This window comes from Pseudomonas sp. AKS31 (assembly GCF_023634765.1).
Classification (GTDB): Bacteria; Pseudomonadota; Gammaproteobacteria; order Pseudomonadales; family Pseudomonadaceae; genus Aquipseudomonas.
In genome coordinates, this window is sequence record NZ_JAMLFX010000001.1 from 60,001 (window position 1) to 72,426 (window position 12,426).

Annotated in this window: 12 protein-coding genes and 1 pseudogene; 8 read left to right on the plus strand and 5 right to left on the minus strand. The window is 58.9% G+C overall.

Annotated elements, in window-relative coordinates:
* Positions 1 to 264: 264 nt before the first annotated feature.
* Together M9827_RS00275 and M9827_RS00280 are read left to right on the plus strand one after the other, a co-directional pair.
* The gene (locus tag M9827_RS00275; protein ID WP_250602802.1) at positions 265 to 1,275 is read left to right on the plus strand and encodes a class 1 fructose-bisphosphatase; all 1,011 of its coding nucleotides are present in this window, start codon (positions 265 to 267) and stop codon (positions 1,273 to 1,275) included.
* A 3-nt stretch (positions 1,276 to 1,278) separates the two neighbouring features.
* Positions 1,279 to 1,881, plus strand: coding sequence for a DUF924 family protein (locus M9827_RS00280; protein ID WP_250602803.1), 603 nt, complete (start codon positions 1,279 to 1,281; stop codon positions 1,879 to 1,881).
* 1 nt (position 1,882) lies between these two features.
* Here the strand turns inward: M9827_RS00280 and M9827_RS00285 are convergent, their stop codons facing one another.
* The 4 genes and pseudogenes from M9827_RS00285 to M9827_RS27895 all read right to left on the minus strand — a co-directional run.
* Positions 1,883 to 2,215, minus strand: coding sequence for a type II toxin-antitoxin system RelE/ParE family toxin (locus tag M9827_RS00285; protein ID WP_250602804.1), 333 nt, complete (start codon positions 2,213 to 2,215; stop codon positions 1,883 to 1,885).
* Positions 2,212 to 2,484: a type II toxin-antitoxin system Phd/YefM family antitoxin gene (locus M9827_RS00290; RefSeq protein ID WP_158832480.1), complete on the minus strand. Its 273-nt coding sequence runs from the start codon at positions 2,482 to 2,484 to the stop codon at positions 2,212 to 2,214. The genes M9827_RS00285 and M9827_RS00290 overlap by 4 nt, the downstream gene beginning before the upstream one ends.
* 207 nt (positions 2,485 to 2,691) lie before the next feature.
* Positions 2,692 to 3,456: a methyl-accepting chemotaxis protein gene (locus M9827_RS27890; protein WP_371260421.1), complete on the minus strand. Its 765-nt coding sequence runs from the start codon at positions 3,454 to 3,456 to the stop codon at positions 2,692 to 2,694.
* A 93-nt stretch (positions 3,457 to 3,549) separates the two neighbouring features.
* Positions 3,550 to 4,584: pseudogene (locus M9827_RS27895) on the minus strand (HAMP domain-containing protein); the annotation flags it as partial.
* Positions 4,585 to 4,865: 281 nt separating this feature from the next.
* Between M9827_RS27895 and M9827_RS00300 the strand changes: the two are divergent.
* Both M9827_RS00300 and M9827_RS00305 read left to right on the plus strand, forming a co-directional pair.
* A complete protein-coding gene (locus M9827_RS00300; protein WP_034152995.1) occupies positions 4,866 to 5,120 on the plus strand; it encodes a lipoprotein in 255 nt (84 codons plus the stop codon).
* 30 nt (positions 5,121 to 5,150) lie between these two features.
* A complete protein-coding gene (locus M9827_RS00305; protein ID WP_093430049.1) occupies positions 5,151 to 5,720 on the plus strand; it encodes a lipocalin family protein in 570 nt (189 codons plus the stop codon).
* 120 nt (positions 5,721 to 5,840) lie between these two features.
* Here the strand turns inward: M9827_RS00305 and M9827_RS00310 are convergent, their stop codons facing one another.
* Positions 5,841 to 7,205 (minus strand): formimidoylglutamate deiminase, encoded by a 1,365-nt coding sequence (locus tag M9827_RS00310; RefSeq protein WP_250602806.1) that lies wholly within the window; start codon positions 7,203 to 7,205, stop codon positions 5,841 to 5,843.
* Positions 7,206 to 7,350: 145 nt separating this feature from the next.
* Between M9827_RS00310 and hutC the strand changes: the two genes are divergently transcribed.
* From hutC to M9827_RS00330, 4 genes are all read left to right on the plus strand, one after another.
* The gene (hutC, locus tag M9827_RS00315; protein ID WP_163013658.1) at positions 7,351 to 8,061 is read left to right on the plus strand and encodes a histidine utilization transcriptional repressor HutC; all 711 of its coding nucleotides are present in this window, start codon (positions 7,351 to 7,353) and stop codon (positions 8,059 to 8,061) included.
* A 9-nt stretch (positions 8,062 to 8,070) separates the two neighbouring features.
* Positions 8,071 to 8,640 (plus strand): HutD/Ves family protein, encoded by a 570-nt coding sequence (locus M9827_RS00320; RefSeq protein WP_250602807.1) that lies wholly within the window; start codon positions 8,071 to 8,073, stop codon positions 8,638 to 8,640.
* 449 nt (positions 8,641 to 9,089) lie between these two features.
* A complete protein-coding gene (gene hutU / locus M9827_RS00325) occupies positions 9,090 to 10,772 on the plus strand; it encodes a urocanate hydratase (protein WP_250602808.1) in 1,683 nt (560 codons plus the stop codon).
* A gap of 143 nt (positions 10,773 to 10,915) precedes the next feature.
* Positions 10,916 to 12,388, plus strand: a complete 1,473-nt coding sequence (locus tag M9827_RS00330) for a purine-cytosine permease family protein (RefSeq protein WP_250602809.1) — start codon at positions 10,916 to 10,918, stop codon at positions 12,386 to 12,388.
* Positions 12,389 to 12,426 lie beyond the last annotated feature (38 nt).

The window sequence follows — 12,426 nt, forward strand, 5'->3', positions numbered from 1 at the left end:
CGACCGAAGTCCTTGTGGGAGCTGGCTTGCCAGCGATGACGACCGATCAATCATCAAAAATCCTCAAACTGCCGCTATCACTCAACCACCACCCGTCCCGAACCCGTCTACGCTAAACCCGCTACCTGAACTCTCCACCGACAATCACGTCTCATACAGGCAAATACACCCCAACGCACGTTACCGGGCGTCTTCGCTCGCTACGTTTTCAGACTCCCTGTAAACTGCGCGGGTTTTTAGCCCCCCATTCCACCGGAGCCGTCCATGTCCCGCGTTACCCTGAGTCGCTATTTGATTGAGCAGACCCGCAGCAATAACACTCCTGCCGATCTGCGCTTCCTGATCGAAGTGGTGGCGCGTGCCTGCAAAGAGATCAGCCACGCCGTGTCCAAAGGCGCCCTGGGTGGTGTGCTGGGCAGCATGGGCACTGAAAACGTCCAAGGCGAAGTGCAGAAGAAGCTCGACGTGATCTCCAACGAGATCCTGCTCGAAGCCAACGAGTGGGGCGGTCACCTGGCCGGCATGGCGTCCGAAGAAATGGACAATGCCTACCAGATCCCGGGCAAATACCCGAAAGGCGCCTACCTGCTGGTATTCGACCCACTGGACGGTTCGTCGAACATCGACATCAACGCCCCGGTCGGCACCATCTTCTCGGTACTGCGTTGCCCGAACGAATACCTGAGCCAGAACGAGCCGCTGAACGAAAAAGCGTTCCTGCAGCCAGGCACCCAGCAGGTTGCCGCCGGTTACGCGATCTACGGCCCGCAAACCATGCTGGTGCTGACCCTCGGTGACGGCGTCAAAGGCTTCACCCTGGACCGCGAAATGGGCAGCTTCGTCCTGACCCACGAAGACATCACCATTCCTGAAACCACCCAGGAATTCGCCATCAACATGTCCAACCAGCGTCACTGGGAAGCCCCGGTACAGCGCTATGTTGGCGAGCTGCTGGCCGGTGAAGAAGGTCCGCTGAAAAAGAACTACAACATGCGTTGGGTCGCGGCGATGGTTGCCGACGTACACCGCATCCTGACTCGTGGCGGTCTGTTCATGTACCCGCGCGACAGCCGTGAGCCATCCAAGCCAGGCAAACTGCGTCTGATGTACGAAGCCAACCCGATGTCGTTCCTGGTGGAACAAGCGGGCGGCGCGTCCACCGACGGTCATCAGCGCATCCTCGACATCCAGCCGGACGGCCTGCACCAGCGTGTAGCGGTGTTCCTCGGTTCGAAAGAAGAAGTCGCCCGCGCGACGGCCTACCACAAGGAATAAACCATGATCGCGCCCTGGCAGCCGTTGCTCGATTGGTGGTTCGGACACGCCGAATCCCCCGACGAGATCTCGGCTGACAAGGGCAAGTTGTGGTTCGGTAAGCGAGACAGCCAAGACCTCGAAGCGCAGACGCGTTTCGGGGTCTTTGTCGATCAGGCTTTAGCTGGTGAATTGACCGAGTGGACGCAATGTCCCGAAGGTTGGCTGGCGGTGGTGTTACTACTCGATCAACTGCCGCGAATGATCTTTCGCGACAGCCCCAAAGCCTTTTCCGGTGATCTGCGTGCGCAGAAACTCGTTGCCCAAGGCATTGCGGCGGATTTCGATCGGCAGTTGAAACCGATCCAGCGTGTATTCATTTATCTGGTGTTCGAACACTGCGAGAACCTCGCGGTGCAGAATGAGGCGGTTTCCAGGTTTATCGAGCTGGTGACTGAACAGCCAGAGACGCAGCGGGCGGTGTTTGCCGATAATCTGGATTATGCCGAGCGGCATCGGAAAGTGATTGCGCGGTTTGGCCGGTTTCCGCATCGCAATGCGGTGTTGGGGCGGGAGTCTACGGCTGAGGAACTGGTATTTCTCGATCAGCCTGGATCACGGTTCTAAATCAAGGATTGCCTCGTAGAAGCCGTTTCATCAACAGTGCCGGTAGGCTTTTTCGCGTATCGACAATGATATGGATGAAAACCGTTTTTTCTCGCACCTCATAAATAATCCGGTTCCTTCCCAAAACAATCTGGCGGTATTGGCCGAGATTGAGTTTCTCGATTTCTTCGGGGATTGATCCTGAATAAGGCAGATCTGCGAGGCCGAGAATCGCAGTCTTGAGATCGGCATAAGTGCTTTGCCAAATTTGGAATGAAAACTGTTTGACGAGGTAGGAGCGAAGTTCTTTGAGATCTGTTTGTGCGGACTGGAGAATGACGACCTTTAAACTCATTGATGATCGGCCTTGTCCAATTCGGCAAAAACATCTTCAGCATCACTGAACTTGCCTTCCTCAATCTCCCGATTCCCCATCGCCAACAGTTTCAACAAGGCCATCGTGCCTTCTTGCTCTTCAAAGCTTTTCACATCCATCACCACTAGCTTGGCTTCACCGTTTTGAGTGATTACCAGCGGCTCGCGGCTTTCTGTGATTGATTTGACGATTTCGGCCGTGTGACTTTTCAGGTAACTGATGGGTTTGATTTGCGATGAAAGCTTCATGGTTGAGCCCCGCTAAATTGAATGGGACTGAGTTTAGTCTTAATTCAGTCGAGTGTCAGTTCGAGCAGACGAGCGTGTTTCAATTCCAAATTCTTTCGTCTCTGATGCCGCCATCGCGGGCAAGTCCGCTCCTACTGGATATCTGTGAACCATACAGAACCATTGTAGGGCCGAGCTTGCTCGCGAAGGCGCCAAAAGCAGCGCCGCTTAAATGCGGAAACTACCCACCAACTGCTTCAACCGCGCCGCCTGCTGCTCCAGATCCGAACACGCCCGCAGCGTTGCCTGCAAGTTCTCCACGCCTTCCTGATTCAGCGTGTTGATCTCGTTGATATCGACATTGATCGACTCGACCACAGCGGTCTGCTCTTCGGTCGCGGTGGCCACCGATTGGTTCATACCGTCGATCTCACCGATACGCTGGGTCACGCTGCCCAGACGCTCACCGGCCTGGTTGGCGATGCCGACGCTACTTTCGCTTTCGCGTTGGCTCTCGGTCATGATGCTGACTGCCTGCCGCGCGCCGACTTGCAGCTCTTCGATCATCTTCTGGACTTGCTGCGCCGAATCCTGAGTGCGGTGCGCCAGATTACGCACTTCATCGGCGACCACGGCAAAACCACGACCCGCTTCCCCGGCCCGCGCCGCTTCGATCGCGGCGTTGAGTGCGAGCAGGTTGGTCTGCTGCGAAATGCTGGTGATCACCTCGAGAATCTGGCCGATGTTCACCGTGTTGCTGTTCAGGGTTTCGATGTTGCCGCACGAATCGCTGATCTTCGCCGACAGCTGCTGCATGGCGTGGATGGTTTTATCCACAACCTGCTGGCCGTCGACCGCGAGGCTGCGCGCATCGCTGGAGTGCTGCGAGGCGAGGGCGGCGTTCTGGGCGATTTCCTGCGCGGCGGCGCCGAGCTGATTGATCGCGGCAGCGACGCTATTGGTGCGGGAGGCTTGCTGGTCGGAGTTGTACATCGACGAGTTCGAAGCCGCGACCACGCGCAGAGCGACTTCGTTGACCTGGCCGGTGGCCGACGACACTTCGCGGATTGAGGTGTGGATGCGCTCGACGAAGCGGTTGAACGAGGTGCCCAGCGCGCCGAATTCGTCGTTGCCGTGAATCACCAGACGTTTGGTCAGGTCACCTTCACCTTCGGCGATGTCATGCATGGCGCGGCCCATGGTCAGCAGTGGCTGCATCAGCACGCGGATCAACATGCCGAGCAGGGCGATGATAATCACCACGGCAATCACCATGGCGATCAGCGCCGAGGTGCGGAATTCGCTGAGCATCGAGAACGCGGTGTCTTTGTCCAGCACCAGCGCCACGTACCAGTCGGCCGATGGCACGCCGTTGACGTGGGTGAAGGAGATCAGTTGAGTCTTGCCGTCGAGCTCGACTTCTTTCAGGCCCGGGCTGACTTTCGGCGCACCATTCGGATAGGCCTCGGCGAGGGTCTTGAGCACCAGTTTGCTGTCCGGGTGGATCAGGATTTTGCCGTCGGCGCTGACGATAAACGCGTGGCCGTGGCCGCCGAAGTTCAGCGAGTTGATGATCGCGCTGACGCTGGTCAGGTCGATGTCGGCACCAGCGACGCCGAGCATCTGGCCCTGGCGCTGCACGGGTGTGGCCACGGTGATGACCAGTTTGCCCGAGGACGCGGCGATGTACGGTTCGGTGACGATGGTCTGCTGCGCACTGTTGGCCGCCTTGTACCAGCCACGGGCACGCGGATCGTAATCCGGTGCGCGATTGCCGGCGGGTACCGAGAACATCATGCCGTCAGCACCGCCGAAATAGCTGAGCTGGAAATTGCCGGTGTAGGCGGGCAGGTCGATGATGCGCTTCAGGCTGGCGGGGGCATTACCGTCGATGGCCACTTGCTGCGACAGCGATTGCAGCAATTGAATGCGGCTTTCCAGCCAGGTCTGGATGTTGCTGGTGGTCAGGCTGCCCAGTTCCTGCATCGAGGCTTCGGTGCTGCTGCTCAGCGCTTGGCGCTGTCGATAGTCGTTGAACAAAATGAAACAGGCGAACGCGATAGCCACCACGAGGGCGGCAGCCAGCAAGATCTTGTGGCTGAATTTCATGTTTCTGGTCATCGAATGAACTACCGCGAAGGGACTGGTCAAGAAAGGGCGGCAATTTGCCACACTCGGGGGCTTTGCGCTGCTTTTATGTCGACTGCGGTGCGCCAAAGATTAGGCGTCTTTGGCGAAATGCGACGAAATGCTCAATAGCGTTACAAAGTGTCTGATTTATCGGCGAATGCCAGACGAGCGGGCTAATAAATAGCCGACCCGCCACGGAACCAGATGAGGGTTTTCTCTTCTAAGCTTCTGGTTGGCACCATGCCATCCCCCCTCGTTTCAGGAGTTACACCATGTCGCTGCGATCTCTCGCCCTTCTGTCGTTTTGCGTGCTGTTGGCCGCATGCAGCAAGGTCAATCAGGAAAACTATTCGAAGCTCTCGGCCGGTATGGCCAAGGCCGAAGTCGAGACTCTGCTCGGCAAGCCCACCGATTGCTCGGGCGCGCTCGGCATGTCCAGTTGCACCTGGGGCGACAAGAACAGCTTTATCAGCGTGCAGTACGCCGGTGACAAAGTGCTGATGTTTTCCGGCCAAGGCCTGAAGTAAACCGGGGCTTCGCGCCCACGGAGAAGAAAAATGAAGCGGTTATTGCTGATCCTTTTTGCCGGCCTGGTACTGGCCGGCTGCGCCACTTCCGGCGTCGACCCGTTGGCGCCGAAAACCGTCAACAGCGTCAATCTCAAGCGCTATCAGGGCACCTGGTACGAGCTGGCGCGCTTGCCGATGTACTTCCAGCGCAATTGTGCGCAGTCCGAAGCCCATTACACCCTCAAGCCTGACGGTAACGTCGCGGTGCTCAATCGCTGCCTGACCCCGGACTGGCAATGGGAAGAGGCCAAGGGCACGGCTTATCCACAGGTGCCGGGCAAGACCGACAAGCTCTGGGTCGAATTCGATACCTGGTTCTCGCGGCTGATTCCGGGTGTGGCGAAAGGCGAATACTGGGTGTTGTACGTCAGCGATGACTACAAGACCGCCATCGTCGGCGACCCGAGTCGCAAGTACATGTGGTTGCTGTCGCGCACGCCGACCGTCAATGGTGTGGTGCGTGAGGAGCTGCTGAGCAAGGCACGTCAGCAGGGCTATGACACCACGCGCCTGATCTGGCGCGCGTCGGATCGGCAGATGGCCAAGACCTCGAACTAAAGACCACCACAAATCAAATGTGGGAGCGAGCCTGCTCGCGAAGAGGGCGTGTCAGTTAACGAAAATGTTGCTGATATACCGCTTTCGCGAGCAGGCTCGCTCCCACATTTTTGTTTTGTGTCAGCCTAAAAGGTCACGCAAGACCTGGGTGAACGCGCGAGCGCTGTCCTCTTCCCCGGCATGGCGGCCATCACGCACGACCCACTGGCCGTTGACCAGCACATCGCGCACCTGGCGATCGCCGCCGGCAAACAACCAGCGATTCAAAATCCCGTCCCCCGTGGCCGTCGCTAGATATGGATCATTGCCATCGAGCACAATCCAGTCGGCACGCTTGCCAACCTCCAGCGCGCCAATCGGCTGCCCCAACGCCTGCGCACCGCCATCCAGTGCCGCGTCATACAGCGTGCGCCCGACCATCGGCTGATCCGCGCCGTACAGGCGATTGCGCCGCTGATCGCGCAGGCGCTGGCCGTATTCCAGCCAACGCAACTCTTCCACCACGCTCAGTGACACATGGCTGTCGGAACCGATGCCCATGCGCCCGCCCTGGGCGAGGAAGTCCACCGCCGGAAAAATCCCGTCACCCAGATTCGCTTCGGTGGTCAGGCACAGACCGGCGATGGCGCGACTCTTGGCCATCAGCGTGACTTCTTCCGGGTTGGCGTGGGTGGCGTGAACAAGGCACCAGCGCTGATCAACTTGGGTATTTTCGTAGAGCCATTGCAGCGGACGCCGACCACTCCAGCTCAAGCAGTCATCGACTTCTTTCTGTTGCTCGGCGATGTGGATGTGCACCGGGCATTGTTTGTCGCTTGCCGCCAATACTTCACTGATTTGTTGCGGCGTCACCGCACGCAACGAGTGGAAGCACAGGCCCAGTGACTGCGCCTTTTGCTGCGCCAGTAACGGTTGCAGGCGCGATTGCAGATTCAAGTAGTTTTCGGTGCTGTTGATAAAGCGGCGCTGGCCGTCATTCGGCGTCTGCCCGCCAAAGCCGGAGTGGCTGTAAAGCACCGGCAGCAGGGTCAGGCCGATGCCGCTTTCACTGGCAGCCTGGCTGATGCGCAAGGCCAGCTCAGCCGGGTCCGCGTAAGGCTGACCATTGCTGTCGTGATGCACGTAATGAAATTCAGCGACGGAAGTGTAACCGGCCTTGAGCATTTCGATGTACAGCTGACGGGCAATCACGCCGAGTTGATCCGGGCTGATTTTTCCGACGAGGCGATACATCAGATCGCGCCAGGTCCAGAAACTGTCGTTGGGGTTGCCGGCCACTTCGGCCAGACCTGCCATCGCTCGCTGGAAGGCGTGGGAGTGCAGATTCGGCATGCCCGGCAGCAATGGGCCGTTCAGCCGTTCGGCGCCATCTGCGGTGGAATCGGCCTGAATTTGGGTCAGCAGGCCCTCGGCGCTGACCTCAAGACGTACATGGTTGGCCCATCCGTTAGGCAGCAGCGCGCGTTCGGCAAAGAAGGCGGACATGGTTCAGCACCCCATCGTGTGTTATTTGTATATACATATACAGACGTTTGCCTGCCCGGTAAACTCCGGCAAGCTAGCCACTTTCATCAATGAACAGGGATCAACCGTGCCGACTCCGCCTCCAGTCTCCCCGTTGGCCGCGAACATGGGCGACAGTCCGGCGCCCTTGTACGCCCGCGTCAAACAGATGATCACCCAGCAGATCGACAGCGGAAACTGGCCGCCGCACTACCGCGTGCCGTCCGAAAGCGAGCTGGTCAATCAACTCGGTTTCAGCCGCATGACCATCAATCGCGCCCTGCGCGAGATGACCGCAGACGGTTTACTGGTGCGCATGCAAGGCGTCGGTACGTTTGTTGCCGAACCGAAGAGCCAGTCCGCGCTGTTCGAAGTGCACAACATCGCCGACGAAATCGCTTCGCGCGGCCATCGCCACACCTGCCAGGTGATCACGCTTGAAGAAGAGGCCGCCGGTTCCGAGCGCGCGCTGGCGCTGGACATGCGCGAAGGGCAGAAGGTCTTTCATTCGTTGATCGTGCATTACGAAAACGATATTCCGGTGCAAATCGAAGACCGTTTCGTCAACGCACTGGTCGCCCCGGAATACCTCAAGCAGGACTTCACCCTGCAAACGCCTTATGCCTATCTCAACCAGGTCGCGCCGCTGACCGAGGGCGAACACGTGGTCGAGGCAATCCTCGCCGAGCCGTCCGAGTGCAAGTTGCTGCAGATCGAGAAGGGTGAGCCGTGCCTGCTGATCCGTCGTCGCACGTGGTCGGGGCGTCAGCCAGTAACAGCCGCACGTTTGATTCACCCGGGTTCCCGCCATCGTCTGGAAGGTCGGTTCCATAAATAGAGAGCATAAATGAGTGCACTTAAGGTTTTGCGCGCCGAGGGCTACCCACGCATGCCGTGGAAAAACGGCGGCGGCAGCACGGAAGAAATCACCCGTGACGCGGGCGCCGGTCTGGATGGTTTCGGCTGGCGCCTGTCGATCGCCGACATTGCCGAGTCGGGCGGTTTTTCGACATTCGCTGGCTATCAGCGAGTGATTACGGTGTTGCAGGGTGACGGCATGACCCTGTGCGTTGATGGCGACGATACTCGGCCGCTGTTACCGCTCGACCCCTTCGCCTTCAGCGGCGAAAGCCAGGTGTCGTGCACGCTGCTCGGCGGCGCAATTCGCGACTTCAATCTGATCTACGCGCCGCAGCGTTACAGCGCACGGTTGCAATGGCTTGATGGCGAACAGCGGTTTTTCAGTTCGGCTTCGACTGTTTTAGTGTTCAATGTCGCTGAGCTGCTGGAAGTGGCGGTCGGTGAAAAGACCGCACAACTTGGCCGTCATGATTGCCTGCAATTGGACGGTAACAGCGGGCTGGTTGAAGTCGCCTTGAATGCCCCGTGCTGCGTGATCGAACTGACTGCGCGCTGATTCAAATAACGTCAAAAGATCGCAGCCTTCGGCAGCTCCTACAGTGGGATTGATGTACACCCTGTAGGAGCTGCCGAAGGCTGCGATCTTTTGCTTTTGGGGTGTTTCCAACCACGCACCAACTTGTTACCGAACGCCCCAGCGTGGCGCAAAACCCCACTTACGTAACATCCCTCGATCTCCCCAAACCATCCCCTCGAAAAATTTCATCCACGCCCGAACCCTTGATTCAGGCGCGCTCCAGCACTGCGCGCAATTTTTCTTGAATGCCCCTCCAACAAGTTGGCCGCTTGATTGCATATGCTTGTATGTACAAGTAAAGACGTATGCGTATGAGTTGTTCGAGACTCTCCGCAGCGTCCACTGATTCGCTTGTCGCGCATCGAAGCGCACAGGCTGCTTGCCCACTGCCAGGGTTGGTTTGAATTGATCGCTGAGGAGTCTTTTTCGTGACTGACAATAAGCCTACTAAGTTTCGTAACGTCGAAATCCGTGCATCGCGCGGCAACAAGCTGACCGCCAAGAGCTGGCTGACCGAAGCGCCGCTGCGCATGCTGATGAACAACCTCGACCCGGAAGTCGCCGAGAACCCGAAAGAGCTGGTGGTCTACGGTGGCATTGGTCGTGCCGCGCGTAACTGGGAGTGCTACGACAAGATCGTCGAGAGCCTGACCAACCTGAACGACGACGAGACCCTGCTGGTGCAATCGGGCAAGCCGGTCGGCGTGTTCAAGACTCACAGCAACGCCCCGCGTGTGTTGATCGCCAACTCCAACCTCGTCCCGCACTGGGCCAGTTGGGAACACTTCAACGAACTCGACGCCAAAGGCCTGGCCATGTACGGCCAGATGACCGCCGGCAGCTGGATCTACATCGGCAGCCAAGGCATCGTTCAAGGCACCTACGAAACCTTCGTTGAGGCCGGTCGCCAGCACTACAACGACAACCTCAGAGGCAAGTGGGTCCTGACCGCAGGTCTCGGCGGCATGGGCGGCGCCCAACCTCTGGCGGCAACTTTGGCCGGCGCGTGCTCGCTGAACATCGAATGCCAACAGGTCAGCATCGATTTCCGCCTGAAAAGCCGTTACGTCGACGAGCAGGCCAAAGACCTCGACGACGCTCTGGTACGCATCGACAAGTACACCAAAGAAGGCAAGGCGATCTCCATCGCGCTGCTCGGTAACGCCGCAGAAATCCTCCCGGAACTGGTCAAGCGCGGCGTACGTCCGGACATGGTCACCGACCAGACCAGCGCCCACGATCCGCTCAACGGCTACCTGCCGGCGGGCTGGACCTGGGACGAATACCGCGCCCGCGCCAAGACCGAACCGGCCGCTGTCATCAAAGCCGCCAAGCAGTCGATGGCGATACACGTCAAAGCCATGCTGGAATTCCAGAAACAAGGCATCCCGACCTTCGACTACGGCAACAACATTCGTCAGATGGCGCAGGAAGAAGGCGTCGAAAACGCGTTCGACTTCCCGGGTTTCGTACCGGCCTACATCCGTCCGCTGTTTTGCCGTGGCATCGGCCCGTTCCGTTGGGCTGCACTGTCGGGCGATCCGCAAGACATCTACAAAACCGACGCCAAGGTCAAAGAGCTGATCCCGGACGACGCCCACCTGCACAACTGGCTGGACATGGCCCGCGAGCGCATCAGCTTCCAGGGTCTGCCAGCACGTATCTGCTGGGTCGGCCTGGGCCTGCGCGCCAAGCTCGGTCTGGCGTTCAACGAAATGGTGCGCAGCGGCGAGCTGTCGGCGCCGATTGTGATCGGTCGCGACCACCTCGACTCCGGCTCGGTGGCCAGCCCGAACCGTGAAACCGAATCGATGCAGGACGGTTCCGACGCTGTGTCCGACTGGCCACTGCTCAACGCTCTGTTGAACACCGCGAGCGGCGCGACCTGGGTTTCCCTGCACCACGGCGGCGGCGTCGGCATGGGCTTCTCGCAGCACTCGGGCATGGTGATTGTCTGCGACGGTACTGATGAAGCGGCCGAGCGTATTGCGCGCGTTCTGCACAACGACCCGGCCACTGGCGTTATGCGCCACGCCGATGCCGGTTACCAGATCGCCATCGATTGCGCCAAGGAGCAGGGGCTGAACCTGCCGATGATTACCGGTAAATAACGCACAACCCCTGTAGGAGCTGCCGAAGGCTGCGATCTTTTGATGTTGATTTTTTAAGATCAAGAGATCGCAGCCTCGTTTCACTCGACAGCTCCTACAGGCGTACGCACCAACCCAGAATAACAATCCACAGAGGTTGAATCATGGCTGTAACCACCGATCGTGCAGGCACCAAACCGTTGATCGAGAGGCGTTCGATCGACTACATCCCGGAAGCGGAAAGACACGGTCGTCTGTTCAGCCAGTTCACCCTGTGGATGGGGGCCAACCTGCAAATCACCGCGATTGTCACCGGGGCCCTGGCCGTGGTGCTGGGTGGTGATGTGTTCTGGTCGCTGATCGGTCTGTTGATCGGTCAACTGCTCGGCGGCGGGGTGATGGCGTTGCATGCCGCGCAAGGGCCGAAACTAGGCCTGCCACAGATGATTTCCAGCCGCGTGCAGTTTGGCGTTTATGGCGCGGCAATCCCGATCGTGCTGGTGTGCCTGATGTACCTGGGCTTCACCGCCACCGGTACTGTGTTGTCCGGCCAGGCGCTGGGCCAGCTGTTTGGCGTCAGCGACACCGTCGGCATCCTGCTGTTCGCCAGTGTCATCGTGGTGGTCACGGTGCTCGGTTATCGGGTGATCCACTGGATCGGCCGGGTTGCCAGCGTAATTGGCGTGATCGCTTTCGTTTATCTGTTCAGCCGTCTGATCAGTCAGGTTGATGTGGGTGCGCTCCTGCAAATCCGTCATTTCAGCTGGAGCAGCTTCCTGCTCGCGGTGTCCCTCGCGGCCTCTTGGCAGATCGCGTTTGGCCCGTATGTGGCGGACTATTCGCGCTACCTGCCGAGCAAGATTTCCTCGGTGAAAACCTTCTTTGCCGCTGGCGCCGGTTCGGTCATCGGCGCGCAGGTCGCGATGGTGCTTGGCGTGTTCGCCGCGGCTTCGGCCAACGGTCAATTCGCCGGGCATGAAGTGGCCTACATCGTCGGTCTGGGCGGCACCGGTGCTACTGCAGCGCTGTTGTACTTCAGCATCGCGTTCGGCAAGGTGACGATCTCGACGCTGAACTCTTATGGCAGCTTCATGTGCATCGCCACCATCATCAGTGGTTTCAAGGGGCACCTGACGGTTACCCGGATGCAGCGTCTGGTGTTTGTGCTGGTCATTGTCGGTGCGGCAACCCTGATCGCTTTGCTCGGCCAGCACTCGTTCCTCGGTGCGTTCAAGTCTTTCATCCTGTTCCTGCTCGCGTTCTTCACACCCTGGAGCGCGATCAACCTGGTGGATTACTACTGCATCACCCGTGAGCGCTATGACGTTCCGGCCCTGGCCGATCCGAATGGTCGCTACGGTCGCTGGAACCTGCTCGGTATCAGCATCTATGTGTTCGGCGTGCTGGTGCAGCTGCCGTTCATCTCTACCAAGTTCTATACCGGTCCGCTGGTGGCTGCCCTCGGTGACGTGGATATTTCCTGGATCATCGGCCTGGTGCTGCCTGCTGCCCTTTACTACGTGTGCGCAAAAAAATGGCACGGCTCGGTGCCCGATCAACTGATTCTGCCGGTCGAGCAGAACAGCGTTGTACCACCTGTAAAAAGTGGGGCCGGGCGCGCTGCGGCGCAGGCCTGATTGGACGTGGACAGGGCTGGATGCCTCTTGACTGCCGT